The sequence below is a fragment of the Pseudomonas sp. B22129 genome (assembly GCF_044218875.1).
Lineage (GTDB): Bacteria > Pseudomonadota > Gammaproteobacteria > Pseudomonadales > Pseudomonadaceae > Aquipseudomonas.
The window spans coordinates 1,118,306-1,143,591 of sequence record NZ_CP162592.1; the positions used below are offsets into that span (position 1 = coordinate 1,118,306).

The window sequence follows — 25,286 nt, forward strand, 5'->3', positions numbered from 1 at the left end:
CGCTCACACCCACTTCAAGGCATTCACACCATGACAACTCAAGTAGCAATCATCACCGGCGCTTCCCGTGGTATCGGCGCTGTTGTCGCCCAACAACTCGCCGCCGACGGGTATGCCGTGGCCATCAACTACGCCAGCAGCGCCACTGAGGCGTCGAAGCTGGTGGTGGAACTGCGCCAGGCCGGCCACAGAGCCATAGCGATTCAAGGCGACGTGTCAAAGCCCGCCGACATCAAGCGCCTGTTCGACGAAACCGAAGCGCAGTTGGGCAAGGTCGATGTGCTGATCAACAACGCCGGCATCCTCAAGGCACTGCCCCTGGCCCAGCACAGCGACGAGCTCTACAACCAGAATTTCGACATCCACACCCGTGGCACCTTCAACGCCTTGCGCGAAGCAGCCACGCGCCTGAATGACGGCGGGCGCATCGTCAACTTTTCCAGCAGCACCGTGGGCCTCAACTTCCCCGGCTACGCGGTGTACATCGCCAGCAAGGCAGCGGTGGAATCCCTGACCCAAGTGTTTGCCAAGGAGATGCGCGGCCGCGGTATTACCGTGAATGCCGTCGCCCCCGGCCCGGTGGCCACCGAGCTGTTCCTGCACGGCAAGAGCGAAGAGCAGATCCAGGGCCTGGCCAAGATGGCGCCGCTGGAACGCCTTGGCCAACCGGAAGATATCGCCCGCGTGGTGTCGTTTCTGGTGAGCCCGGCGGGTGCCTGGGTCAACGGCCAAATCCTGCGCGCCAATGGCGGGCTGGTCTGAATCCACTCGAGGAGAACAGCATGAAATCGATCATCCTGATTACCGGCGCCTCCAGTGGTTTTGGCGCCCTCACCGCCCGCGCGCTGGCCGACGCCGGCCACACGGTCTACGCGAGCATGCGCGAAACCCTGGGGCGCAACGCAGCGCAGGTGGCCGAGGTGCAGCGCTATGCCGACCAACACAGCGTGGATTTGCGCAGCGTCGAACTGGACGTGGCCTCCAGCGATTCGGTAGAGGCTGGCGTCGCCAAGATCGTCGCCGACTGCGGGCGCCTGGATGTGATCATCCACAACGCCGGGCATATGTCGTTCGGCCCTGCCGAAGCCTTCACGCCGGAGCAGTTTGCGCAGCTGTACGACATCAACGTGCTGAGCACCCAGCGGGTCAACCGCGCGGCGCTGCCGTACTTGCGCAAGCAAGGCAAAGGCTTGGTGGTGTGGGTGTCGTCCAGCAGCGCACGGGGCGGTACCCCGCCGTTTCTGGCGCCGTATTTTGCGGCGAAGGCGGCGATGGACTCACTGGCGGTGTCCTATGCCAGCGAGCTGACGCGCTGGGGCATCGAAACCTCGATCATCGTGCCGGGGGCATTTACCAAGGGCACCAACCACTTTGCGCACTCAGGTAAACCGGCGGATCTGGCGCGCGTTGCGCTGTACAACGATGGCCCTTATGCCGGTGTGGCGGATGCCGCGTTGCACGGTTTGGCGGCGCTGGAGCCTGCGGACGCGGATGTGGGCGAGGTGGCCAAAGCCATCGTCGAGATTGTTGATTTACCGTTCGGCACACGCCCGTTCCGTCGGCATATCGACCCGTCCGAGGATGGCTGTGAAATCGTCAATGGCGTGGCCGATCGGGTGCGGGCGGAGTTGTTTTGGAAAGTCGGTTTGCAGGACTTGCTCAAACCCACTACACCTCTTCAGTAGGAATGCAGTGCCTCATGTGGGAGCGGGCTTGCTCGCGAAAGCGGTTCATCAGAAACATATTCAGTGGCTGACACTCCGCTTTCGCGAGCAAGCCCGCTCCCACAGGAGATCACCGTAATGCACACCTTTATCGTCATCAGCTGCGGCTTGATTCTGCTAGCACTGACGCTCTTCATCGGGCAAAAACTCGGCATCAGCCGCACGGTGCTGGCCTACAGTTTTGTCGGCATCTGGCTGATCGCTGCAGTGGCCAACGGCGCTATCGGCGTCATCACCGCCGGCCAGCCCCTGGTGTCGGAGCTGGTGATCGGCAGTGGGGTGTTCGGCGCGCCGTTGGTGGCACTGGCCCTGTACCTCAGGGCCTGAACCTCAGCGCACCAGGTGCAGGAACTGCAAGTGCCGTTCGTACTGGTCGAGGATGTCGTTGATGATCTGCTCTTTGGTGTAACCGACCAAATCGTAGTCCTGACTGCCCTCGCTCAAGTGCACTTCAGCGCGATAATAGCGACGGTTGTTGAGCTCCTTGGAACCCATGCCGCCACGGGCGAAAGACGGCGTGAAGTAGCCACGCATCTGCACTTGGTAAACGAACGGATGTTCCTCGCCATGGCCGATTTCCAGGCTGACGCTGTCGTTGGCCGGGTCAGGCTGGGTGACAACATTCAGGCCTTTCTCGACAAACACGGCGGTCACTTCTTCGATTGCCGGGCGCACCGTGGTGTCGAGGAAACGGTACACCTCGTCCCGCGAAGGGAAATGCACGGCCTGGCTCAAGCGCTGTCGCCAGCCGCCCCGGCCCTTGCGCGCCGTGGAGATAGGCGCCAGGGAATGCAACTGGGCGATCTGTTTCTGGGACTCCAGGTAGAACGCCTTGTGCAGGCCCCACATCATCAACAGCAGGATCATCGAGAACGGCAGCGAGGTCAGCACCACGGCTGATTTGAGCGAGTCGATACTGCCGGCAAACAGCAACGCGCTGGTGACCAGCGCGGTCATCGCGCCCCAGAACACGCGCAGCCATTTCGGGCCGTCCTCATCGGCGTTGCCGCCTTTGGACGACAGGGTCGAGAGCACGACGGTGCCGGAGTCGGCCGAGGTGACGAAGAACACGAAGCTGATAAACACCGTGACCGCGATCACCGTTTTGCTCCACGGGTAGGTTTCCAGCAGCAGGTAGAGGCTCATCGACGGATCATCGATGGCCGACTGGCCGAGCGCGGTCAAACCGTGGTTGAGCACTTGGTCGATGGCGCTGTTGCCGAAGATCGACATCCACGCCAGGGTGAACCCCAGCGGGATCAGCAGCACGCCGAACACGAATTCGCGGATGGTACGGCCACGGGAAATGCGCGCGATGAACAGGCCCACAAACGGCGACCATGCAATCCACCAGGCCCAGTAGAACACCGTCCAGCCGCCCAGCCAGTCGCTGGGTTTGTCGTAGGCGTAGACGTCGAAACTCTTGGTCGGCAAGGCGCCAAGGTAGTCGCCGATGTTCTGGATCAAGGTGTTGAGCAAATGCTGGGTGGGCCCGGCGAACAACACAAACAGCAGCAGCGCACATGCCAGCAGCATGTTGATGTCCGACATCACCCGCACACCCTTGTCGACGCCGGCCACGGCGACCAGGATCGCGGCGCCCATCATCAAGGTGATCAGGCCGACCTGAATCCATTGGGTGTGGGCGATGCCGAACAAATAATCCAGCCCGGAGTTGAGGTGCAACACACCAAAGCCCATGTCGGCACCAAGGCCAAAGACCGTGGCGATGATGCCGAAGCCGTCCACCGCGTAGCCAATCGGCCCATTGATGCGCTTGCCGATCAGCGGGTACAGCGCTGAACGCAGCGCCAGCGGCAGGTTATGCCGGTAGGCGAAGTACGCCAGGGCCATGCCGACAAAGGCGAACACGCCCCAGCCGTGCAGGCCCCAGTGCAGAAACAGGATCTGCATGGCCTGGCGCGCGGCGTCGGCGTTCATTGGCGCGCCTTGCGGCGGTTGCACCAGGTGCGTCAGCGGCTCGGAGACGCAGAAGAAGAACAGCGTGATGCTGATCCCGGCGGCGAACAGCATGCCGGCCCAGGACAGGTAACTGAATTCGGGCTCGTCGTGGTCGGCACCGAGTTTTATCTTGCCGTAGCCCGATAGCGCGGTGACCACCACGAAGACCAGATACAGCGTCATCGCCAGCATGTAGTACCAGCCGACCGTATTGGCCGCCCAATTTTGCGCCGCCAGGAGCCAGGCACCGGCCTGTTCCGGGATAGCGATGACCGTGATGCCGAACAGCAGGATGAAGGTGGCGGCGAAGTAGAAAACCGGCGCATTCATGCGCACTTGGCCGCTGGCAGGGGTGGACGATGCACTCATGAACGATGCACCCCGAGGGTGTGGGATGTGGCTGTAAATAACGGACTCAGCAAAGGTAAGCCTCCTGTTGTGAGCGGGCAGCGAACCACCGGGTTTAACTTGAACGAGCATTCAAGTTAAACATGGATAGGCGGTCTGGGACTAATTGCAGGGCTGAGTGGTAGGTAATTCCTACACTAGCTCAAGGAAAGGTATGACGGGCGGGGATGGCAAATCGTTCAGCAACTTGAAATTGAAATGCAGATAAATGTGGGAGCTGGCTTGCCTGCGATGGCGGTGGGTCAGCAACACAGCTGGTGGCTGATATACCGCTATCGCAGGCAAGCCAGCTCCCACAGGGACGGGGGTGTGGCTTACTTTTGCGCACCATCCTCATGCTGCAAGTTCGCCTGGGTGATATTCGCCCCCGCCGGCACGCTGCGGGTCAGCCACACGTTGCCGCCGATGGTCGAGCCTTTGCCAATGGTGATGCGCCCCAAAATGGTCGCCCCGGCGTAGATCACCACATCGTCCTCGACAATCGGGTGGCGTGGGTGGCCCTTCTGCAACTGCCCGTCTTCATCCGCCGGGAAACGCTTGGCGCCCAGGGTCACCGCCTGATAGATGCGCACGCGCTCGCCGATGATCGCCGTTTCGCCAATCACCACACCGGTCCCGTGGTCGATAAAGAAACTCGGGCCGATCTGCGCGCCCGGGTGGATATCGATACCGGTGGCCGAGTGAGCAATTTCTGCGCTGATCCGCGCCAGCAACGGCAACCCGGCGCGGTACAGGTGATGGGCCAGGCGATGGTGAATCACCGCCAGAATCCCCGGGTAGCACAGCAGCACTTCATCCACGCTGCGCGCCGCCGGGTCACCGTGGTAAGCGGCCAGCACGTCGGTGTCCAGCAAGCTGCGCAAGGACGGCAACGCCAGGGCAAAGTCCTGGATCAGGCGAATGGCGAGCGCGTCGACTTCACTGTCATCCTTGGCGCCCTGGCGAGCGGCGTAACGCAGCTCCAGGCGAGCCTGGCCGAGCAAGGCATTCAAGGCGACATCAAGGGTGTGGCCAACATAGAAATCTTCACTTTCTTCACGCAGGTCCACCGGCCCCAGGCGCATCGGAAACAGCGCGCCGCACAGCGCTTCAAGAATCTGTGCCACGGCCTCGCGGGACGGCAGCTCGCGACCGCCGTGCTCGCCACTCAGGCGGCCATTGCGCGTGCGCCACTGGTCCCGGGCGCTGCGCAGCTGGCTGACGATGGTCTGCAATTGCCAATGACTGGAACGCTCACTCACGGTATTCACTCCTGACGTAATGGCCGTCACTTTACGGTATGCACCCTGATCGCCCTTAAGAACCAATGGTGTGATGCCAAGAACTTTCCGTCATAAGCGATTGCAGGTTGCCCGATGAAAAGTGCCTGCCTATAGTCGCCCCATCACTTAGCCACTGTGCGTCGTCATGATCAAAAGACAGCTCGACCGTTTTAACCGCCTGGAACTGCTGGGCGGCGCCACCGCCCTGGAAAAACTCGAGCGGCTGTCGGCCTGGCTGGGCCGGGACGTCTACGTCAAACGCGACGACACCACGCCACTGGCCATGGGTGGCAACAAGCTGCGCAAACTCGAATACCTTGCGGCCGACGCCATCGCCCAAGGCGCCGATACGCTGGTGACGGCGGGTGCGATCCAGTCCAACCACGTTCGCCAGACCGCCGCGCTGGCCGCCAAGCTGGGCCTGGGCTGCGTCGCACTGCTGGAAAACCCTACGGGTACTGAAGACCCGAATTACCTCGGCAACGGCAACCGCCTGTTGCTGGACCTGTTCGACGCCAAGGTGGAATTGGTCGAGAACCTCGACAATGTCGACGCCCAGCTCAACGCCCTCGCAGACCGCCTGCGCAGCAACGGCAAAAAACCGTACCTGGTGCCGATTGGTGGCTCGAACGCGCTCGGCGCCCTGGGTTACGTGCGCGCCGGGCTGGAGCTTGCCGGGCAAATTCAAGACAGCGGCATCCAATTTGCCGCCGTGGTGCTGGCCTCCGGCAGTGCCGGGACGCACAGCGGCCTGGCGTTGGCCCTGAGTGAAGTGCTGCCAAACTTGCCGGTGATCGGCGTGACCGTGTCGCGCACCGACGAAGCCCAGCGTCCGAAAGTGCAAGGTCTGGCCGAGCGCACCGCCGAGTTGCTGGGCGTGGATATTCCCGAAGCCTTCAAAGTCATTCTGTGGGACGAGTATTTCGGCCCACGCTACGGCGAACCGAACGCCGGCACCCTGGCTGCGGTCAAGCTGCTGGCCAGCCAGGAAGGGTTGCTGCTGGACCCGGTCTACACTGGCAAGGCCATGGCCGGCTTGCTGGATGGCATTGGGCGCCAGCGGTTTGAAGATGGGCCAATCATTTTCCTGCACACCGGTGGCGCGCCGGCGTTGTTTGCTTACGACGCTGTTCTAACGGGCTGAACACGGACCCAATGTGGGAGCTGGCTTGCCTGCGATAGCGGTGGGTCAGCAACACATCTGTTAGCTGATACACCGCCATCGCAGGCAAGCCAGCTCCCACATGAAATGAATTGCATATTCTTAAATCGAATATCAAATTAATTTTATATTATTTTCAAGTCTTAAAAACTGGCTTTATAGTCGCGCCGTAGGCGAAGACGCGCTACGCGCTTTAAGGCAGGATACGACTACTGCGTCACCTGCTTCGCTCAACATAAAAAACACAGGGGCTCTTCATGACTATTTCTGTATTCCGTCGCACGTTGTTGGTTGGCACTTTGGGCTTGGCGCTCGGCGCGAGCCTGATGGGCCAGGCAATCGCCGGCGAGCAGTTGGGCAACATCAAAAAGGCCGGCGAAATCAAAATCGGCCTGGAAGGCACCTACCCGCCGTTCAGCTTCGTCGATGAAAGCGGCAAGCTCAGTGGTTTCGAAGTGGAGCTGTCCGAAGCGCTGGCCAAAGAGCTGGGCGTGAAGGTCAAGCTGCAAGCGACCCCATGGGATGGCATCCTCGCGGCCCTGGAGTCCAAGCGTCTGGACGCGGTGGTCAACCAGGTCACCATCTCCGAAGAACGCAAAAAGAAGTATGACTTCTCCACGCCGTACACCGTTTCCGGTATCCAGGCGCTGGTGTTGAAGAAGAACGTCGACAGCATCAAGACGGCCAACGACCTGGCCGGCAAGAAAGTCGGCGTAGGCCTGGGCACCAACTACGAACAATGGCTCAAAGACAACCAGCCTAAAGCGATCATCAAGACCTACAACGATGACCCGACCAAGTTCCAGGACCTGCGCATCGGCCGTATCGACGCCATCCTGATCGACCGTCTGGCCGCGCTGGAATATGCCAAGAAAGCCCCGGACACCGCGGCTGCCGGTGATGCCTTCTCCCGTCAGGAAGCCGGTATTGCGCTGCGCAAAGGCGAGCCTGAACTGCTTGACGCTGTGAACAAGGCCCTCGACAAGCTGCGCGCCGACGGCACCTTGAAAAAGCTGTCCGAGAAATACTTCAACGCTGACGTTACTGAATAATGGAAGCAGGTTTCCAACTCGCGCTGGATTCCGCGCCCTTTCTGCTCAAGGGCGCGTATTACACGGTGATTCTTAGCCTCGGCGGGATGTTTTTCGGCTTGCTGTTGGGCTTCGGCCTGGCCTTGATGCGCCTCTCGCGCTTCAAGCTGGCGAGCTGGACCGCCCGGGTCTACGTGTCGTTCTTTCGCGGCACGCCCTTGCTGGTGCAGCTGTTTTTGATCTACTACGGCTTGCCACAAGTGGGCATCGAGCTGGATCCAATTCCGGCGGCCCTGATCGGCTTTTCGCTGAACATGGCCGCCTACGCCTGTGAAATCCTGCGTGCCGCGATCAGCTCCATCGAGCGCGGCCAGTGGGAAGCGGCAGCCAGTATCGGCATGACCCGCGCGCAGACCCTGCGCCGGGCCATCCTGCCGCAGGCCATGCGCACGGCCTTGCCGCCACTGGGCAACAGCTTTATTTCGCTGGTCAAGGATACGGCGCTGGCCGCCACCATCCAGGTGCCCGAGCTGTTCCGTCAGGCCCAGCTGGTGTCTGCGCGGACCTTCGAAATCTTCACCATGTATCTCTCCGCCGCCCTGATCTACTGGATTTTGGCGAGCATCCTGGCGCACTTCCAAAACCGCCTGGAAGACCGGGTCAACCGGCATGACCTGGAGTCTTGAAGCATGATCGTGGTTGAAAAACTGACCAAACAATTCAAGGGTCAGGTGGTACTCAACGGCATCGACCTTGAGGTCAAGGAAGGCGAAGTCGTTGCCATCATCGGCCCCAGCGGTTCCGGCAAGACCACCTTGCTGCGCTGCCTGAATTTCCTCGAAGAACCCACCAGCGGCCGCATCAAGGTCGGTGACATCGAGATCGACAGCAGCAAGCCGCTCAACCAGCAGCAAGGCCTGGTGCGGCGCCTGCGCCAGCATGTGGGTTTTGTGTTTCAGAACTTCAACCTGTTCCCCCACCGCACCGCGCTGGAAAACGTCATCGAAGGCCCGATCGTGGTCAAGAAGATGCCACGCGAGGCGGCCACCGCCCTGGGCCTCAAGCTGCTGGCCCGCGTGGGCCTGTCGGGCAAGGAAGCGGCTTACCCGCGGCGGTTGTCGGGCGGCCAGCAACAGCGCGTGGCGATTGCCCGTGCATTGGCCATGGAGCCGGAAGTGATTCTGTTCGATGAACCCACCTCGGCGCTGGACCCGGAGTTGGTCGGCGAAGTGCTGGCGACGATCCGCAGCCTGGCCGAAGAAAACCGCACCATGGTCATCGTCACCCACGAAATGAGCTTTGCCCGTGATGTGGCTAACCGGGTGATCTTCTTCGACAAGGGTGTGATTGTGGAACAGGGCGAAGCCAAGGCGCTGTTTGCCAACCCGAAGGAAGAACGGACCAAGCAATTCCTGAGCAAGTTTCTCGCCCACTGAGCTGCGCAATGGCCTTGTGTGGGAGCGGGCTTGCCCGCGATAGCATCACCCCGGTTTGCCTGATAAACCGAGGCGCTTGCATCGCAGGCAAGCCAGCTCCCACCGGGTTCGGGTCCTACAGAGAAACCTCGTACCAGCCTGTAAAACACCTCGCTGCCCTTGTCTAAAAATACCCCCGCCAGTCAGCCCCTTCTGAATATCTGCGAACCCGCCGTTTAGCCCTTTGCAGCCATTGACGCTTCACGACCAACCCTCTTATCTAGCGCTCAGAGGATTGGATCCTATCCCGGCAATTCATCAAATCGTTCCTTTCGGCACCCTGCGCACCCGCGCCACAGGCGCCGGAACGATTGCTGCTGGCTGCACCAAGGAGATTACTTATGACGCGCATGCTCACCGCCCCGACTTTGCCCCAGGCCGTTCGCAACGGCATCAACGCCCTGGCCGCCGCCCACCTGCAGGTCGACATCGCCCCGTACACCGGCATGGATGAGGGGGATCTGATCGAGCTGTTCTGGAACAACTGCTTCGCTGCCGCACGACGGGTAACCGCCTGCAAGGTCGGCATGCCTACGCTTCTACGAGTCCCCGAGAGCTTCGTGCAGGACGGCCTGGCCCGGGTTCATTACCAAATCATGCAGATCGGCCACGGCCCTGCGCGCTCGGCGGTGACGACCGTGCGGGTGAAGACCCACTTCCCGGGCGGCCAGCCTTCGAATCTGTACGCTGATGAAAACCAGAACCTTGCCCCGGTCAGCCTGCCAGAAACCATTCGGCGCTACGGCGTCAACAGGAGCCAAGTGCGGCGTGGCGTTCCGCTTACCATCGAGCCCTACCTGAACATGGCCATCGGTGACGCCATCACCCTGCGCTGGGGTGACGTGCGCCTTGACCTGCCAAAAATCCAGGGCAAAAGCGTAGGCTTGCCGACTCAAGTGTGGGTGCCATCGTCGGTGATTATCGAAGCCGGTGACGACTGCCGCCTGGAGGTCACGTACTGCATTCTTGATCGCGTGGGCAATAATTCACGCTGGGCACCGCCCCGCACCCTGGCCATCGCCGCCTGCTCGCCCCAGGCGCCAGCCCGCCCAGCCAGTGCCCTGTCGATCTATCAACCGCGTCACCTTGGCTCCCCCTGTGAGCCTGGGTGAAGGCCCTTCTATGCTTATTCCCATAAGTTAGTTTATTTAAAGATTTAACACGCTTAGGGTATATGCACCGGACCACCGGACATCTCTGATTTTTCTGTTTTTATTTCATTGAATGCGAGGTCGGTATGGTCAGAATTACCCCGGTGCATAACGCCAGGGCATTACGTGCAGCCAAGGAGCGGCGCTGATGTCTAACTTGGCTCTAACACCCCCCCAGAGTGAACTGGATGTAGCCCCTCTGCTGTTGCCGGCCGCCGTACTGCGCAATGACGCCCAGGCACTGGACGCAGCCCACACACTGGCCCAGGCTGCGCGCCTGCAAGCCGGCAAACGCGACCAGCAACGCAAGCTGCCGTGGGCCCAGATCGAGCAGTTCACCCGCAGCGGGTTGGGCAGCATTTCCATTCCCCGCGAATTCGGCGGCCCAGAGGTTTCGTTTGTAACCCTGGCCGAGGTGTTCGCGATCATCAGCGCGGCAGACCCGGCTCTGGGCCAAATTCCGCAAAACCATTTCGGCATCCTGCACCTGTTGCAGGGTGCGGCCACCGAGCGCCAGAAAAAGCAGCTGTTCCAGAGCGTCCTCGATGGCTGGCGCATCGGCAACGGCGGCCCGGAACGTGGCACCAAAAACACCCTTGAACTGAAAGCACGCATCACCGCCGAGGGTGATGGCTATGTGATCAGCGGCCAGAAGTTCTACTCCACCGGCGCGCTGTTTGCGCACTGGGTGGCGGTAAAGGCGCTGAATGATGACGGCAAGCAAGTCATGGCGTTTGTGCGCCGTGGCACCGAAGGCCTGCGCATCGTGGATGACTGGTCGGGCTTCGGCCAACGCACCACCGCCAGCGGCACAGTGTTGCTGGACCAGGTGCCGGTGGATGCCGAGCTGGTGATCGAAAACTGGCGCATCGGCGAAACCCCGAATATCCAGGGCGCCGTCTCGCAACTGATCCAGGCCGCCATTGACGCCGGTATCGCTCGCGGTGCGCTGGACGACACCATCACCTTCGTCCGTGAACGCTCGCGCCCGTGGATCGACGCCAAGGTCGAACGCGCCAGCGATGACCTGTATGTGATCGCCGATATCGGCAAGTTGAAGATCGAGTTGCACGCCGCCGAAGCCCTGCTGCGCAAGGCCGGCCAGGTGCTGGATCAGGTCAACGCAGCGCCGATCACCGCGCAATCTGCTGCCCGGGCGTCGATCGCCGTGGCCGAGGCGAAAGTGCTGACCACCGAAGTGTCGCTGCTGGTCAGCGAAAAGCTCTTCGAGCTGGCCGGCAGCCGCGCCACCCTCGCCGAATTCAACCTCGACCGCCACTGGCGCAACGCCCGCGTGCATACGCTGCATGACCCGGTGCGCTGGAAGTATCACGCCATTGGCGCCTTTCGACTCAACGGCACCCTTCCGGCCCGCCATTCCTGGATTTGACCGACCAGACCTCTGGAGAAATACGCATGACCCTTTCTCACCACGTCGCGGTCATAACCAGCGACGAACAAGCCCTTATTGTCGCCAGCGACCTGGCCGAAGACTTCCGCCGCGACAGCGCCCAGCGTGACCGCGAGCGCCGCCTGCCCTTGCCCGAACTGGATGTGTTCTCACGCTCCGGCCTGTGGGGCATCAGCGTGCCGAAGGAATACGGCGGCGCTGGCGTGTCCAACGTCACCCTGGCCAAGGTGATCGCGTTGATCGCCCAGGCGGATGCTTCGCTGGGCCAAATCCCGCAAAACCATTTCTACGCGCTGGAAGTGCTGCGCGTGAACGGCAGCCCGGCCCAGCAGCAACGCCTGTACACCGAAGTCCTCGCCGGCCAGCGGTTCGGCAATGCCCTGGCGGAACTGGGCACCAAGACCGCCCACGACCGCGTGACGTCCCTCACCCGCGACGGCGACGGTTTTCGCATCAGCGGCCGCAAGTTCTACTCCACCGGCGCGATCTATGCGCAGCGCATCCCCACCTCGGTGGTGGATGAACACGGCGTGCAGCAACTGGCCTTCGTGCCGCGCGACAGCGAAGGCCTGAGCGTGATCGACGACTGGAGCGGCTTCGGCCAGCGCACCACCGGCAGCGGTTCGGTAGTGTTCGACAACGTATGGGTGGCCGCACAAGACGTGATCCCGTTCCAGAGCGCCTTCGAACGCCCGACCACCGTCGGCCCGCTGGCGCAGATTCTCCACGCCGCCATCGACACCGGCATTGCCCGCGCCGCCTTTGAAGACGCACTGCACTTTGTGCGCACCAAAACCCGCCCGTGGATCGATTCGGGCAACGACAAGGCCACTGAAGACCCTTTGACCCTGAAAAGCTTCGGCCACCTGAGCATCCGCCTGCATGCCGCCGAGGCGTTGCTGGAACGCTCGGGTGAATACCTCGACCGCGCCCAGGCCGACAGCACTGCCGAAACCGTCGCTGCCGCTTCAATCGCCGTCGCGGAAGTGCGCGCCCTGAGCACCGAGATTTCCTTGGCCGCCGGCAGCACCTTGTTCGAACTGGCCGGCAGCCAGGCGACCCTGGCCGAGCATGGCCTCGACCGCCACTGGCGCAACGCCCGCGTGCATACGCTGCATGACCCGGTGCGCTGGAAGTACCACGCCGTGGGCAATTACTACCTCAATGATGAAAACCCGCCACTGCGGGGGACTATCTGATGGCCAAGAAAAAGATCCTGCTCAATGCCTTCAACATGAACTGCATCGGGCATATCAACCACGGCTTGTGGACCCACCCACGGGACAACTCGACCCAGTACAAAACCGTCGAGTACTGGACCGAGCTGGCGCAAACCCTGGAACGCGGGCTGTTTGACGGGCTGTTCATCGCCGACATTGTTGGCGTGTACGACGTCTATCAAAACGCCATCGACGTGCCGTTGAAAGAATCGATCCAGTTGCCGGTCAACGACCCGCTGCTGCTGGTGTCGGCCATGGCTGCCGTGACCAAAAACCTCGGCTTCGGCCTCACCGCCAACCTCACCTATGAGCCGCCGTATCTGTTCGCCCGGCGCATGTCCACCCTCGACCACCTGAGCCGTGGCCGAGTGGGCTGGAACATCGTCACCGGCTACCTCGACAGCGCTGCCAAGGCCATGGGCCTGACCGAACAGGTCGAGCATGACCGCCGCTACGACCAGGCCGACGAGTACCTGGAGGTGCTGTACAAACTCTGGGAAGGCAGTTGGGAAGACGACGCGGTGCTCAATGACCCGCAAGCGCGGGTGTATGCGCAGCCGGGCAAAGTGCACAAGGTCGAGCACAGCGGCGAGTTCTATCAGGTGGCGGGTTATCACCTGTGCGAGCCGTCACCACAACGTACACCGGTGCTGTTCCAGGCCGGCAGTTCGGACCGGGGTTTGCTGTTCGCCGGGCGGCATGCCGAGTGCGTATTCATCAGCGGGCAGAACAAGGCGGCGACCAAAATCCAGGTGGACAAGGTGCGCGCCAGCGCCGTGGCAGCCGGGCGCAACCCGCAGGACATCAAGGTGTTCATGGGCCTCAATGTGATCGTCGGCGCCACTGAAGAGCTGGCCTGGGCCAAGCACGCCGAGTACCTGAGCTACGCCAGCCCGGAGGCGGGTGTGGCGCATTTTTCAGCGTCCACGGCGATTGATTTTGCCCAGTACGAACTGGACGAACCGATCCAGTACGTGAAGAGCAATGCCATTCAGTCGGCAACCAAGAACCTGCAGAACAACGACTGGACCCGGCGCAAATTGCTTGAACAGCACGCGCTGGGGGGCCGCTATATCACCCTGGTCGGCTCGCCCGGGCAGGTGGCGGATGAGCTGGAATCCTGGATCAGCGAAACGGGGCTGGATGGCTTCAACCTGACGCGCATTGTGACGCCGGAAAGCTATGTGGATTTTATTGATCTGGTGGTGCCGGAGTTGCAGAAGCGGGGGTCGTACAAGACCGCTTATGAGCAGGGAACGCTGAGAGAAAAAGTCTTCCACGCTGGCGCTCGCCTTCCCGAACAACACACCGGTTCCCAATATCGCCACTGAACAAAATGTGGGAGCGGGCTTGCTCGCGAATGCGGTGTGTCAGTCGGCACATTCGCCAGCTGACCCAACGCTTTCGCGAGCAAGCCTGCTCCCACATTTGGATCTTCATTGTTTTCACCAACACCTTATGACTGGAAAACCACTATGAAAAAAACACTGCTCACCCACCCAGTCAAAGCACTGGCCCTGGCTTTCGGCTTATTCAGCTCGGCGGTGTTCGCCGCCGATGCCCCGTTGAAAATCGGCACCACCGCCGCTTTCGCCATTCCGCTGGAAGCCGCTGTGGCCGAGGCCGACAAGCAGGGCCTCAAGGTCCAGTTGGTGGAATTCACCGACTGGATCGCCCCCAACGTCAGCTTGGCTGCCGGCGACATTGACGTGAACTACTTCCAGCACATCCCTTTCCTGGAAAACGCCAAGGCCGCCGCCGGGTTTGACCTGGTGCCGTACGCGCCGGGCATCATCAACAACGTTGGGCTGTACTCCAAGAAATACAAAAGCATCAACGATCTGCCACAAGGCGCCAGCGTGGCGATTGCCAATGATCCGATCAACAGCGGCCGTGGCCTGCAATTGCTGGCCAAGGCGGGCTTGATCACCCTCAAACCGGGCGTGGGCTACAAGGCCACCGAAGAAGACATCGTCAGCAACCCGAAGAAGATCAAGATCCTGCAAGTGGAAGCCGTGCAACTGGTGCGCGCCTATGACGACGCCGACCTGGTGCAGGGCTACCCGGCGTATATCCGCCTGTCCAAGACCTTCGATGCCGAATCCGCGCTGCTGTTCGACGGCCTTGACCACCCGGAATACGTGATCCAGTTTGTGATTCAACCGAAGAGCAAAACCGACCCGCGCGTGATCAAGTTCGTCGACATCTACCAGCATTCGCCCGTAGTGCGTGCGGCGCTGGATAAATCCCTTGGCAAGCTCTACCAAGTCGGCTGGGAAGACAAAAAATGACCGCCGCGAATGCCCAACTGCGCGACCTGGGCTTGCCGCCCAGGGACGCCGAGCAGACCGAGCTGCACCCTGACTTGAACCGCGCCCACGTGCGCTTTATCAACCTGGGCAAGACCTACGACGGCAACGTGCACGCCTTGCAAGGCATTGACCTGGCGATCCAGCGCGGTGAAGTGTTCGGCATCATCGGCCGCAGCGGCGCGGGTAAATCCTCGCTGATCCGCACCATCAACCGCCTGGAGCAACCGAGCAGCGGGCGCGTGCTGATTGATCAGGTCGACATCGGCGGTTTCGACGAAGACCGCCTGGTAGCGCTGCGCCGCCGCACCGGCATGATCTTCCAGCACTTCAATTTGATGTCGGCCAAGACCGTGTGGCAGAACGTCGAGTTGCCGCTCAAAGTCGCTGGTGTGCCCAAGCCGCAGCGCGAGCAAAAGGTGCGTGAGCTGTTGGAACTGGTGGGTTTGCAGGACAAGCACAAGGCTTACCCGGCGCAACTGTCCGGTGGGCAGAAACAGCGCGTGGGCATCGCTCGTTCGCTGGTGCACGACCCCGAGATTCTGCTGTGCGACGAGGCCACCTCGGCCCTCGACCCGGAGACCACGCAATCGATCCTCGGCCTGCTGCGCGAGATCAACACGCGCCTGGGCCTGACCATCGTGTTGATCACCCATGAAATGGCGGTGATCCGCGAAATCTGCGACCGCGTGGTGGTGCTGGAGCACGGGCGCATCGTCGAACAAGGCCCGGTGTGGCAAGTGTTTGGCAACCCGCAGCACGAGGTCAGCAAAACCCTGTTGGCGCCGTTGCAGCACGGTTTGCCGGAAGAACTGCAAAGCCGTTTGCAGGCGCTGCCAGCCTCGGCTGATGCCGCGACGGTACTGCGTTTGCAATTCACCGGCAGCAACACCGACGAGCCGGACCTGGCCGCACTGTTCAGCGCCCTTGGCGGCCGCGTGCGCTTGCTGCAAGGCGGGGTGGAGCGGATTCAGGGGCATGCCCTGGGGCAACTGTTGCTGGCGGTCAATGGCTCGCCTCACGACGCCGAAGACCTGTGCAAGCGTGCCGCGCGCTGGGCACACAACGTGGAGGTGCTGGGCTATGTGGTTTGATCGTTTGTTGCAGGGCGCCATCGACACGCTGCTGATGGTGGGCGTGTCGTCATTGATCGCGCTGCTGGCAGGGATTCCGCTGGCGGTGTTTCTGGTGACGAGCGACAAGGGCGGGATCTACCAGGCACCGGCGCTGAACCGCGTGCTGGGCGCTTTCGTGAACCTGTTCCGCTCCATTCCATTCCTGATCCTGATGGTGGCGCTGATCCCGTTTACCCGGCTGATCGTCGGCACCACTTATGGCGTGTGGGCAGCGGTGGTGCCGTTGACCATCGCCGCCACGCCGTTCTTTGCGCGCATCGCCGAAGTGAGCCTGCGCGAGGTCGACCATGGTCTGATCGAAGCCGCCCAGGCCATGGGCTGCCGCCGCTGGCACATCATCTGGCATGTGTTGCTGCCGGAAGCGCTGCCGGGGATTGTCGGCGGGTTTACCATCACCCTGGTGACCATGATCAATTCGTCGGCCATGGCCGGGGCGATTGGCGCGGGCGGCCTTGGGGATATCGCCTACCGCTACGGCTATCAGCGCTTTGATACGCAAATCATGCTGACCGTGATCGTGCTGCTGGTGGTGCTGGTGGCGGTGATTCAGCTGGGTGGTGACCGGTTGGCGCGGGTACTCAACAAGCGGTGAGGTATAGTCGGGCCACCGAACAAGCCTGGTATCACCCGCCATGACCCTCAAGCCCGACGACCTCAACCAGATCACCTCCACCACCCTCGGCCACTACAACAAGGTGGCCGAAGACTTTCGCGAAGGCACCCGCGATCACGATGTGAGCCAGAACATCGACGCCCTGCTGCGGCATATCCAGGGTTCAGCGCCGTTTACCGTGCTGGATTTCGGTTGCGGGCCGGGGAGGGATTTGCAGACGTTTACGCGTATGGGCCACATCGCGGTTGGGCTCGATGGCTCGGAGCGGTTTGCACAGATGGCGCGCGAAGACAGTGGCTGCGAGGTATTGCAGCAGGACTTTCTGAAGCTGGACTTGCCTGCCGGGCGCTTTGACGGGGTGTTTGCCAATGCCGTGCTGTTTCATATCCCCAAGCAGGAGCTGCCGCGTGTGCTCAAGCAATTGCATGGGGCGTTGAAGCCGGGTGGGGTGTTGTTCAGTTCCAATCCCCGGGGGGAAAACCAGGAAGGCTGGAATGGGCCAAGGTATGGGTCTTATCACGATCTGGCGGCGTGGCAGGCACTGCTGAGCGAGGCCGGGTTTGTGGAGCTGGAGCATTACTACCGGCCTGCTGGTTTGCCGCGGGAGCAGCAGCCTTGGTTGGCGAGTGTGTGGCGCAAGCTGTAGAACTGTATTGCCTGAACCGGCCCCATCGCAGGCAAGCCAGCTCCCACAGCGAAATGCATTCCAAAAGTGGGAGCTGGCTTGCCTGCGATTGCGGCCTGCGCGGCGCTACTGATCGACCTGATACACCACAGGTTTTTCACCCGCCACGAACGCCGTCACACTACGCCCGGCGTATCCCGCTTTTTCCCCGGCGGCAAAGTTCGCCACCAACCGCGTGCCGTCGGCAAACGTGGTCTCCTGCGCCTGCCGATCCGTCGTCAACCAACGAAACCCGGTCATTTCCTGAGTCGCCAGACGCTGATGCAGCGGCCGGAAAAACAGGTCCTGGCGCTGGATCATCGGCAGCCGTTGCTTAACCGTCGCAGCACTGAGGTGGTACAACGGCGGCACGTTATAGAGCAGTTGGGTCAACTCGTTTTCGGCCTGTACATTGCTCAATTTGAGGCTGTCGAACAGCCAGTGATGGGTGGTGATCACCGAGCCGTGGAACACGGCCTGATACAGCGGCAAACGCATGGCCGGGTCAAAATACACCGTACGAAAAGGTTCTTTCAGCGGCACGGATTTGAAGAATACCGCTGGCTGCTCCGGTGGGAACCAGTTGCCGACGTAATATGGCGACTGCTTGTCCTTTGTCATCTCCCGATCCCCCCACCCCAGCACCGGCGTCTGCATGCCGTGGGCGAACAGAATGCCCAGGGCGGTAATCGCGTTGCCGTCTTCGGAACCGGCCGGCAGCTTGAGCGCAGTATTCAACCAGCGTGATGCGTCGATATTGCCCTCGGCGTTTTGCGCCTGGGTCATGGGCGCGCCGTCGCGGTAGCTGTCAAAGACCATGGCGGTGGCGTAGGCGTCGAGGAACCAGGCGTTGAAACCAGTCTTGGCCTGCACGGCTTTCACCCGCGCTTCCAGCAAAGGCCGTACGCAGCGCGGGTCGGTGTAGTGGCCGGACTGCTGGAAGCCGGTTTTCAGCTTGCCGTCCTTGAGCATGATGGCGCAGTTGCGGTAGGCGTTGCTGCCCAGGTGGGCGGTGGTCCAATCCGGGTTTTCGGTGGCGGATAACGCCGTTTCATAGGAGTCGTACGGCGCCATCAGATAACCGGCACCGACACCGGTGCGGATCGCTTCCGGGTGCCACAGGCCGCCTTCCCAGCCTTCGCCCAAGGTCACCAGCAAGCGTTGGAGCCCAGCGGCTTTCAGGGATGCAATGACCTTGTTGCCCCAGTTTTCAGGGGTGTCGCTCAGGGCGCCGGCAAAGGTGACAGCCAGTTCACCCCGCAACTCGCCATAACGGGCCGCAAGCCGGGCTGCGTCGGGCTCCTCAACCTGCCACGCCTGCCGGGCCTGCTTGTTGATGGCCGCATTGAGGCCGCGCAGCAACACGGTCTGTTCATAACGATTGAGCACAGAGGTCTGTTTCAGGACCTGCGTGGACTCCTTGTCCAGCAGCCCCTTGAGTTCATTGGCGCGCAGCAACGTCACCAGCCTGGACCAGTCCCGCACATCCTCCAGCGCCAGCAAGTCATTGCCCCATAGATAAACGTGGCTGGCCCCCAGCAATTTCTCAGCCTCTGGCGTCTGCCGCAGCTTGTCCGACAAGGGTTCATAACGCCTCTGGTCCACCAGCCATTGACGATAACGTTTGGCGCCCGCCAAAGGGTCGGCACCGCCCAGGTGCAGGCGCAGCGTCATGGGTGCCGAGGGGTCGAGACGGGTAAAGTCGTGAGCCACGGACAGCGCCAGCCCCCCGCCCTCGGCTTGCCACTGCAAGCGATTGTTGTAGGGGTTGGTCAGCAACCAGTTCAACGTGAAGCCGCCATGATCCACGCCCCACAGCGGCAGGCTGAGGTCCTGGGTGGTGTTGAGTTCGCCCTGTTCCAGCAAAAACGCTTTCCAGACAGGGTTGCCAGCGGGTACGTAATGCCCCTCGGCCAAGGGCCAGATCACGCCTTTGCCCATGGCCTCGGCGGGCTGGCGCAACAGCGGCAACTCGCCTGGCTCGCGGGCGGTGATGGTCAGCGACAGGTCGCGTTGCTCAAGGCGCGCGGTCAGGCGATAGGCGCCGTTGTCCCATTGCCAGGCGGCCTGTTCGGCGCTGGCTTGCAGATCGCTGACGGCATGTGGGGTGACGCCACTGGAGGCCTGCACCGGGGCTTCGCCGCTGGGCGTGACGCGCAGGGCCAGCGTGGCGGGGTCGAGATCAACGCGCCACAGGGGGTTTTCGAGTAAGGCTGCTGAGGTAATCGGCGAAAGAAACACACCGCAGACCAGCAAAACGTAACGCAGGAAGTTCATGGGGTTCGACCTTTGTGCAAGGGGGTCGAGGGTAAAGCACTCGATGGCTTGTCGGAGGAGCATCAGTTATTTCCGGAAGTCTCCTACATCCCCCGAGGCCTTGTGGAGATCCAAATGTGGGAGCGGGCTTGCTCGCGAATGCGGTGTGTCAGTTGATACATTCGTCACTGATACACCGCATTCGCGAGCAAGCCCGCTCCCACATTTTTTAACCGCGTTTTTCCTGATGCTCCTGCTTCGGCTCGCGAATCTTGTACCAGGCCACGTACAGCGCAGGCAGGAACAGCAGCGTCAGCAAGGTCGCGATGATGATCCCGCCGATCATCGCGTACGCCATCGGCCCCCAGAACACTTCCCGGGCAATCGGGATCATGCCCAGGCTGGCGGCTGCCGCCGTGAGCAGGATCGGCCGGCGCCGGTGCTCGGTGGCTTCCACCACCGCATCCCACGGCGTATAGCCCGCCACTTCGTACTCATGAATCTGCGTCACCAGAATCACCGAGTTGCGGATGATGATGCCGATCAGCGCCAGAATCCCCAGGATCGCCACAAAGCCCATCGGCGTGCCCGTGGGAATCAGCGCCAGCACCACGCCGATCAACCCCAGCGGGGCGACACTGGCCACCAGGAACATCTTCTGCACGCTGTGCAGCTGGATCATCAGGAAGGTCGCCATCAGGAACAGCATCAGCGGCACCACTTTGGCAATCGGGCCCTGGGCCTTGCCGCTTTCTTCCACGGTGCCGCCAGTGGCGACCTTGTAGCCCACCGGCAAGCCGGCGCTGAATTTCTCGATGGTCGGCGCCAGTTGTTTCACCAAGTCCGTAGGCTGCATTTCATCGCGCACCGAGGCCTTGATGGTGATGGTCGGCTTGCGGTCGCGACGCCACACCAGCGGCTGCTCCAGCTCATAGCGAACCGTGGCGAAGGCCAGCAGCGGAATCGAGGTGCCGTTGGGCGTGACGATCTGCAGGTTTTGCAGGGTTTCCGGCGTACCCCGCTCGGCGTCTTCGGCGCGGCCGACCACGTTGATCAGGTAAATGTCGTCGTGCACCTGGGTCACCGAGGCGCCGCTGACCACGCTGTTCATCAACTGCGCTACGTCTTCGGACGACAGCCCCAGTTGCCGCGCCTTGTCCTGGGCGATGTCCACGCGCAGCACTTTGCCCGGCTCGTTCCAGTCGTAGATGATCTCGCCCAGGTGAGTGTTCTGGTCCAGCAAAGTCGCCAGTTCGATGGCGTGCTTGCGCACCTGGTCGATGTCTTTACCCGACACGCGATACTGAATCGGACGCCCCACCGGCGGGCCCATTTCCAAAGGCTGCACAAAGCTGCCGATGCCGACAAAATCATCCCGCAGGCGTTTTTGCAGGCGCGCAATCAGCGCGCCGCGCTCTTCCAGGCCTTTGCTGACGATCACCAACTGCGCGTAATACGGGTTTTCCAGTTGCTGGTCGAGGGGCAGGTAGAAACGGATCGCACCCTGGCCGATATAAGTGCTCCAGCGCGCGATGTCCGGGTCATCCTTGATGATCGCTTCGAGGCGGTCGACGGCCTTGCGGGTCTCGTTGATCGAGGCGTTTTGCGGCAGGTTGAGGTCGACGAGGATTTCCGGGCGGTCCGACGACGGGAAGAACTGGTTCTGCACAAACTGCATCGAGAACACCGACGCCACAAACAGCGCCACGGTGATACCAATCGCCCACCAGCGGTTGCGCATGGCCCACAACATGCCGCCATTGAAGGCGCGGCCAATGCGCCCGGGCTCGCCACCGTGGGGTTTCACGTTGGCGCTGAGAATATGCACGCCGATCACCGGCGCAAACAGCACCGCCACGACCCACGACACCAGCATTGCCACGGCGATGACCGCGAACAGGGTGAAGGTGTATTCACCTGCCGAACTGGCGTTGAGGCCAATCGGCACGAAGCCCGCCACGGTCACCAGGGTGCCGGTGAGCATCGGGAAGGCCGTCGAGGTATAGGCGTAGGTCGCCGCCTGCTCTTTGGTTTCGCCCTTTTCCAGGCGCGTGATCATCATCTCCACCGTGATCATCGCGTCGTCCACCAACAACCCAAGGGCGATGATCAAGGCGCCCAGAGACACGCGCTGCATGGTGATGCCGCTGTACTCCATGAACACAAACACCAGCGCCAGCACCAGCGGGATCGAGCATGCCACGACCAATCCCGCGCGCATGCCGAGGCTGATAAAGCTCACCACCAGCACGATGATCACCGCCTCAAACAGCGCGCTGGTGAAGCCGCCGACAGCCTCTTCCACCACTTCTGCCTGGTCGGACACCTTGTGCACGCCAACGCCTACCGGCAGGTCGGCAGTCAGCTCGTCCATGCGGGTGTGCAGGGCCTTGCCGAAGGACTGGATATTGCCGCCCTTCTGCATGGCAATCGCCAAACCAATCGCCGGTTTGCCGTTGAAGCGGAACATGGGCCGCGCCGGGTCGACGTAGCCACGGCTGATGTCGGCAATGTCCGCCAACCGATAGAACCGGTCATTGAGGCGCAAGTTGACGTCTGCCAGGTCTTTCTCGGAAGCGAACTGCCCCGAGGTGCGCACCGAAATCCGCTCCGGCCCAGCCTCGATCACGCCGGCCGGGGTCACCGCATTCTGCGATTGCAGGCTTTGCACGACCTGGCGCTGATCAATCCCCAATGCCGCCAGTTTGCGCGTGGAGAAATTCAGGTAAATCACTTCATCCTGCTGGCCGATCATCTCGACCTTGCCCAGGCCCGGCACCGAACGGATTTCGGCGCGAACCTGTTCCACATAGTCGCGCAGCTGGCGCATCGACAGGCCGTCGCCGGTAAAGGCGTAGACCGAGCCGAACACGTCACCAAATTCATCGTTGAACGACGGCCCCTGCAACCCCTGGGGGAAGGTACCGCGAATATCGTCGATCTTCTTGCGCACCTGGTACCAGATTTCCGGAATGTCCTTGGCGCCGGTGGTGTCCTTGAGGAACACAAACACCGTGGACTCACCCGGGCGGGTGTAGCTCTTCACATAATCGAGGGAGTCCAGCTCTTCGAGTTTTTTCTCGATGCGGTCGGTGACCTGCTTGAGGGTTTCTTCCTGGGTCGCGCCCGGCCAGCGGGTCTGGATCACCATGGTCTTGATGGTGAACGAAGGGTCTTCCTCGCGGCCCAGGTTCATGTACGAAAACACGCCCATCAGCAGCGCAACGAACATCAGGTACCAGACGAAGGACTGATGCTTGAGGGCCCAGTCGGATAAGTTGAAGCTCCCTTTCATCGCGGGCTGTCCTCGTCGATTTTGACTTTTTGCCCGGGTTTCAGGCTGTTCACCCCAGCGGTGACGATGCGCTCGCCGGGTTTGACGCCGCCATTGAGCAAGGCGCTGTCGGCGTCACGGCTGATCACGCTGACGTCACGCGGTTGCACGGTCTGGCTTTGGGTGTCGAGGATCCAGATGCGGGTTTTGCCATCGGCTTCCTGCAACGCAGTCAGCGGCAATTCGATGCGCGGCGCGATGGCGCTGCTCAACGTCACGCTGATCGCCGTGCCGAGGCGGAAGGCCGGCGGTGTCTCGGCCAGGGTCAGGCGGGCACGGCGGGTACGTGTGGCGCTTTGGGCTTGAGGTTCGATTTCACGCACGATGGCGGTGGTGTTGACGCTCGGGTCGAGTTGCCCGGCCACGAGAAATACAACATCCGGCGGCAGGCGTTCGGCGAGGCCGGCGGGCAGGTCGATCACCGCTTCCTTGATGTCCGGGCGCGCGAGGGTCACCACTTGTTGCCCGGCGCTGACCACCTGGCCGGCCTCGGCATTCCAGGCGGTGACGATGCCCGCGTGGTCGGTGCGCAGTTCGGCGTAGTTGAGTTGATCTTTAGCCTGGTTGACCGACGCTTTGGCCTGATCGAGTGTGGCCTGGGTGGTTTTCAGGTCGGTCTGGGCAATGTCCAGCTGAGCCTGGGCACCCACGCCACGGTTGAACAGCTCCTGCTGACGGCGGGCGTTGGCCTGGGCATTGATGAACTGCGCCTGCACGCGGGCAAGATCACCTTGGGCCGAACGCAGCTGGTTTTGCTGGTCGGTCGGATCGAGGACCGCGAGCAACGCGCCCTTCTCGACCTCCGCGCCCACGTCCACCGCGCGGCGGGCGATACGGCCAGGCACACGGAAACCCAGGTTGCTTTCGTAGCGGGCCTGAATGGTGCCGGCGAAGCGGCCGAGGTTTTCCTGGTCTTCGGACTTCACTTGCATCGACAGCACCGGGCGCACGGGCTCCGGTGGCGGCTCTTCCTTGGAGCACGCGGCCAGCAACAGGCTGGCGGCCAGTAATGCCGTCAGGCGCTTCATGGCTGGGCTCCTCTGTCGGCGATTTCGACAATCATCCCCGGGTGCAGCAATTGCCCACCGGCCACCACGACTTTTTCGCCGCCTTTGAGGCCGTCGCCAATGATTACTTTGCCGGTCAGGTAGCGCGCCACGGTGACCTTATGCAGTTGCGCCTTGCCGTCACCGTCGATCAGCCACACGGCGGGCTCGTTCAGGTCTTTGGTCAGCGCCGCCCATGGCAGCTCGATACTCGCCTTGGCCGGGCCATTGGCGGTGGCACTCACCACCGAACCCAGTTCCATACCCTTGGGCAGGCTTTGCAGGGCGATTTTGACCTGGACAGTACCGGTATTGGCGGCGACGGCCGGGGTCACTTCGCGGACCTTGCCCACGGCCTTGATGCTTGGGTTATCCAACAGGCTCACGGTGATCGGCGCATCCGGCGGCGGCTCGACCAGCAGTGATTCATAGACGTTGAACACTGCATCGCGCTCACCATCGCGGGCCAGGCTGAAAATCGGCACCGTGGCTTGTACGACCTGGCCGACTTCGGCCTGTCGCGCGGTAATAATCCCCGGTGCGTCGGCAATCAACGAGGTGTAGCCGAGCTGCTCACGGGCGTTGGCCAATTGGGCCTGGGCGGCGGCCAACGCGCTTTGGCTGCTGCGCAAGGCAGCCTGGGCGGAATCGTACTCGCTGCGGCTGGTGTAGCCCTTGGGCAGCAGCTTTTCCTGACGCACAAAGGCGGCGGCGGTTTGCTTGACCCGCGCCTGCTCAGCCACGACCTGGGCCTGGGCGGAGTCGACGTTGGTCTGCAAGTCCTTGGGGTCAAGCTTGGCCAGCACTTGTTTGGCGCTGACGCGGTCGCCCACGTCGACCATGCGCTGGATGATCTTGCCGCCCACGCGAAAGGACAAATCGGTTTGTACGCGGGCTTGAATATCGCCCGTCAACGTGACGGCTGCGGCAAAGTCCGCCGACTGCACGGTCTGCACAAACACGCGCGAATGTTCCTTGGGCTCAGCCTTTTTCTCACCACAGCCGCTTAGCAGCGTCAGTAGGCCGATTCCGATGATAAGTGTGAAAGTACGACCGCCCATGCAGGCTCCTTTTGCGTGATGCCGACGTGCCAGTGTCTATGCGACTGTGAGCTTAGATCAG

Annotated in this window: 21 protein-coding genes; 15 read left to right on the top strand and 6 right to left on the bottom strand. The window is 61.8% G+C overall.

What is annotated here, in order from left to right; translation table 11 throughout:
- The first annotated feature begins 30 nt into the window (after window positions 1-30).
- The 3 genes from AB4P94_RS05160 to AB4P94_RS05170 all read left to right on the top strand — a co-directional run bounded on the left by AB4P94_RS05160 (window position 31) and on the right by AB4P94_RS05170 (window position 2,051).
- Window positions 31-762, top strand: coding sequence for an SDR family oxidoreductase (locus tag AB4P94_RS05160; RefSeq protein ID WP_395609669.1), 732 nt, complete (start codon window positions 31-33; stop codon window positions 760-762).
- A gap of 20 nt (window positions 763-782) precedes the next feature.
- Window positions 783-1,685: an SDR family oxidoreductase gene (locus tag AB4P94_RS05165; RefSeq protein WP_395609670.1), complete on the top strand. Its 903-nt coding sequence runs from the start codon at window positions 783-785 to the stop codon at window positions 1,683-1,685.
- Between the two features lie 117 nt (window positions 1,686-1,802).
- Window positions 1,803-2,051, top strand: a complete 249-nt coding sequence (locus tag AB4P94_RS05170) for a hypothetical protein (RefSeq protein WP_395609671.1) — start codon at window positions 1,803-1,805, stop codon at window positions 2,049-2,051.
- Between the two features lie 3 nt (window positions 2,052-2,054).
- Here the strand turns inward: AB4P94_RS05170 and betT are convergent, their stop codons facing one another.
- Complete coding sequence (gene betT / locus AB4P94_RS05175) at window positions 2,055-4,016, bottom strand: choline transporter BetT (RefSeq protein ID WP_395611299.1); 1,962 nt, start codon at window positions 4,014-4,016, stop codon at window positions 2,055-2,057.
- A 392-nt stretch (window positions 4,017-4,408) separates the two neighbouring features.
- Complete coding sequence (gene epsC / locus AB4P94_RS05180) at window positions 4,409-5,335, bottom strand: serine O-acetyltransferase EpsC (protein ID WP_395609672.1); 927 nt, start codon at window positions 5,333-5,335, stop codon at window positions 4,409-4,411.
- Window positions 5,336-5,501: 166 nt separating this feature from the next.
- Here epsC and AB4P94_RS05185 point away from each other — a divergent pair, with 166 nt between their 5' ends.
- The 12 genes from AB4P94_RS05185 (at window position 5,502) to AB4P94_RS05240 (ending at window position 17,510) form a co-directional block, all read left to right on the top strand.
- Complete coding sequence (locus AB4P94_RS05185; RefSeq protein WP_395609673.1) at window positions 5,502-6,500, top strand: D-cysteine desulfhydrase; 999 nt, start codon at window positions 5,502-5,504, stop codon at window positions 6,498-6,500.
- Window positions 6,501-6,775: 275 nt separating this feature from the next.
- On the top strand, window positions 6,776-7,570 hold the full coding sequence (tcyJ, locus tag AB4P94_RS05190) for a cystine ABC transporter substrate-binding protein (protein ID WP_395609674.1): 795 nt from the start codon (window positions 6,776-6,778) through the stop codon (window positions 7,568-7,570).
- The gene (tcyL, locus tag AB4P94_RS05195; RefSeq protein ID WP_016972173.1) at window positions 7,570-8,235 is read left to right on the top strand and encodes a cystine ABC transporter permease; all 666 of its coding nucleotides are present in this window, start codon (window positions 7,570-7,572) and stop codon (window positions 8,233-8,235) included. Before tcyJ ends, tcyL begins: the two co-directional genes overlap by 1 nt.
- Window positions 8,236-8,238: 3 nt before the next feature.
- On the top strand, window positions 8,239-8,985 hold the full coding sequence (tcyN, locus tag AB4P94_RS05200) for an L-cystine ABC transporter ATP-binding protein TcyN (protein WP_395609675.1): 747 nt from the start codon (window positions 8,239-8,241) through the stop codon (window positions 8,983-8,985).
- A 380-nt stretch (window positions 8,986-9,365) separates the two neighbouring features.
- Window positions 9,366-10,136 (top strand): hypothetical protein, encoded by a 771-nt coding sequence (locus AB4P94_RS05205; protein WP_395609676.1) that lies wholly within the window; start codon window positions 9,366-9,368, stop codon window positions 10,134-10,136.
- 187 nt (window positions 10,137-10,323) lie between these two features.
- Complete coding sequence (locus AB4P94_RS05210) at window positions 10,324-11,565, top strand: SfnB family sulfur acquisition oxidoreductase (RefSeq protein ID WP_395609677.1); 1,242 nt, start codon at window positions 10,324-10,326, stop codon at window positions 11,563-11,565.
- Between the two features lie 26 nt (window positions 11,566-11,591).
- The gene (locus tag AB4P94_RS05215; RefSeq protein WP_395609678.1) at window positions 11,592-12,785 is read left to right on the top strand and encodes an SfnB family sulfur acquisition oxidoreductase; all 1,194 of its coding nucleotides are present in this window, start codon (window positions 11,592-11,594) and stop codon (window positions 12,783-12,785) included.
- A complete protein-coding gene (locus tag AB4P94_RS05220; protein WP_395609679.1) occupies window positions 12,785-14,137 on the top strand; it encodes an LLM class flavin-dependent oxidoreductase in 1,353 nt (450 codons plus the stop codon). Before AB4P94_RS05215 ends, AB4P94_RS05220 begins: the two co-directional genes overlap by 1 nt.
- A gap of 144 nt (window positions 14,138-14,281) precedes the next feature.
- On the top strand, window positions 14,282-15,097 hold the full coding sequence (locus AB4P94_RS05225) for a MetQ/NlpA family ABC transporter substrate-binding protein (RefSeq protein ID WP_395609680.1): 816 nt from the start codon (window positions 14,282-14,284) through the stop codon (window positions 15,095-15,097).
- The gene (locus tag AB4P94_RS05230; RefSeq protein WP_395609681.1) at window positions 15,094-16,209 is read left to right on the top strand and encodes a methionine ABC transporter ATP-binding protein; all 1,116 of its coding nucleotides are present in this window, start codon (window positions 15,094-15,096) and stop codon (window positions 16,207-16,209) included. The genes AB4P94_RS05225 and AB4P94_RS05230 overlap by 4 nt, the downstream gene beginning before the upstream one ends.
- Window positions 16,199-16,843 carry a methionine ABC transporter permease gene (locus AB4P94_RS05235; protein WP_395609682.1) on the top strand — a complete coding sequence of 215 codons (645 nt, stop codon included), beginning with the start codon at window positions 16,199-16,201 and terminating at the stop codon, window positions 16,841-16,843. Before AB4P94_RS05230 ends, AB4P94_RS05235 begins: the two co-directional genes overlap by 11 nt.
- 40 nt (window positions 16,844-16,883) lie before the next feature.
- Window positions 16,884-17,510 (top strand): class I SAM-dependent methyltransferase, encoded by a 627-nt coding sequence (locus AB4P94_RS05240; RefSeq protein ID WP_395609683.1) that lies wholly within the window; start codon window positions 16,884-16,886, stop codon window positions 17,508-17,510.
- Between the two features lie 105 nt (window positions 17,511-17,615).
- On the opposite strand, the gene AB4P94_RS05245 is transcribed toward AB4P94_RS05240, so the two are convergent.
- The 4 genes from AB4P94_RS05245 to AB4P94_RS05260 form a co-directional block, all read right to left on the bottom strand.
- Complete coding sequence (locus AB4P94_RS05245) at window positions 17,616-19,805, bottom strand: glycoside hydrolase (RefSeq protein ID WP_395609684.1); 2,190 nt, start codon at window positions 19,803-19,805, stop codon at window positions 17,616-17,618.
- A 208-nt stretch (window positions 19,806-20,013) separates the two neighbouring features.
- Window positions 20,014-23,079 (bottom strand): efflux RND transporter permease subunit, encoded by a 3,066-nt coding sequence (locus AB4P94_RS05250; RefSeq protein WP_395609685.1) that lies wholly within the window; start codon window positions 23,077-23,079, stop codon window positions 20,014-20,016.
- The gene (locus AB4P94_RS05255; RefSeq protein ID WP_395609686.1) at window positions 23,076-24,146 is read right to left on the bottom strand and encodes an efflux RND transporter periplasmic adaptor subunit; all 1,071 of its coding nucleotides are present in this window, start codon (window positions 24,144-24,146) and stop codon (window positions 23,076-23,078) included. Before AB4P94_RS05255 ends, AB4P94_RS05250 begins: the two co-directional genes overlap by 4 nt.
- On the bottom strand, window positions 24,143-25,225 hold the full coding sequence (locus AB4P94_RS05260) for an efflux RND transporter periplasmic adaptor subunit (protein WP_395609687.1): 1,083 nt from the start codon (window positions 25,223-25,225) through the stop codon (window positions 24,143-24,145). The genes AB4P94_RS05255 and AB4P94_RS05260 overlap by 4 nt, the downstream gene beginning before the upstream one ends.
- Window positions 25,226-25,286 lie beyond the last annotated feature (61 nt).

What these genes read in the sequence shown, in the direction of transcription:
- AB4P94_RS05160 (WP_395609669.1), top strand. Translation starts at nt 31, where the DNA reads ATGACAACTCAAGTAGCAATCATCACCGGCGCTTCCCGTGGTATCGGC.
- AB4P94_RS05165 (WP_395609670.1), top strand. Translation starts at nt 783, where the DNA reads ATGAAATCGATCATCCTGATTACCGGCGCCTCCAGTGGTTTTGGCGCC.
- AB4P94_RS05170 (WP_395609671.1), top strand. Translation starts at nt 1,803, where the DNA reads ATGCACACCTTTATCGTCATCAGCTGCGGCTTGATTCTGCTAGCACTG.
- betT (WP_395611299.1), bottom strand. Translation starts at nt 4,016, where the DNA reads ATGAATGCGCCGGTTTTCTACTTCGCCGCCACCTTCATCCTGCTGTTC.
- AB4P94_RS05185 (WP_395609673.1), top strand. Translation starts at nt 5,502, where the DNA reads ATGATCAAAAGACAGCTCGACCGTTTTAACCGCCTGGAACTGCTGGGC.
- tcyJ (WP_395609674.1), top strand. Translation starts at nt 6,776, where the DNA reads ATGACTATTTCTGTATTCCGTCGCACGTTGTTGGTTGGCACTTTGGGC.
- tcyL (WP_016972173.1), top strand. Translation starts at nt 7,570, where the DNA reads ATGGAAGCAGGTTTCCAACTCGCGCTGGATTCCGCGCCCTTTCTGCTC.
- tcyN (WP_395609675.1), top strand. Translation starts at nt 8,239, where the DNA reads ATGATCGTGGTTGAAAAACTGACCAAACAATTCAAGGGTCAGGTGGTA.
- AB4P94_RS05205 (WP_395609676.1), top strand. Translation starts at nt 9,366, where the DNA reads ATGACGCGCATGCTCACCGCCCCGACTTTGCCCCAGGCCGTTCGCAAC.
- AB4P94_RS05210 (WP_395609677.1), top strand. Translation starts at nt 10,324, where the DNA reads ATGTCTAACTTGGCTCTAACACCCCCCCAGAGTGAACTGGATGTAGCC.
- AB4P94_RS05215 (WP_395609678.1), top strand. Translation starts at nt 11,592, where the DNA reads ATGACCCTTTCTCACCACGTCGCGGTCATAACCAGCGACGAACAAGCC.
- AB4P94_RS05220 (WP_395609679.1), top strand. Translation starts at nt 12,785, where the DNA reads ATGGCCAAGAAAAAGATCCTGCTCAATGCCTTCAACATGAACTGCATC.
- AB4P94_RS05225 (WP_395609680.1), top strand. Translation starts at nt 14,282, where the DNA reads ATGAAAAAAACACTGCTCACCCACCCAGTCAAAGCACTGGCCCTGGCT.
- AB4P94_RS05230 (WP_395609681.1), top strand. Translation starts at nt 15,094, where the DNA reads ATGACCGCCGCGAATGCCCAACTGCGCGACCTGGGCTTGCCGCCCAGG.
- AB4P94_RS05235 (WP_395609682.1), top strand. Translation starts at nt 16,199, where the DNA reads ATGTGGTTTGATCGTTTGTTGCAGGGCGCCATCGACACGCTGCTGATG.
- AB4P94_RS05240 (WP_395609683.1), top strand. Translation starts at nt 16,884, where the DNA reads ATGACCCTCAAGCCCGACGACCTCAACCAGATCACCTCCACCACCCTC.
- AB4P94_RS05245 (WP_395609684.1), bottom strand. Translation starts at nt 19,805, where the DNA reads ATGAACTTCCTGCGTTACGTTTTGCTGGTCTGCGGTGTGTTTCTTTCG.
- AB4P94_RS05250 (WP_395609685.1), bottom strand. Translation starts at nt 23,079, where the DNA reads ATGAAAGGGAGCTTCAACTTATCCGACTGGGCCCTCAAGCATCAGTCC.
- AB4P94_RS05255 (WP_395609686.1), bottom strand. Translation starts at nt 24,146, where the DNA reads ATGAAGCGCCTGACGGCATTACTGGCCGCCAGCCTGTTGCTGGCCGCG.
- AB4P94_RS05260 (WP_395609687.1), bottom strand. Translation starts at nt 25,225, where the DNA reads ATGGGCGGTCGTACTTTCACACTTATCATCGGAATCGGCCTACTGACG.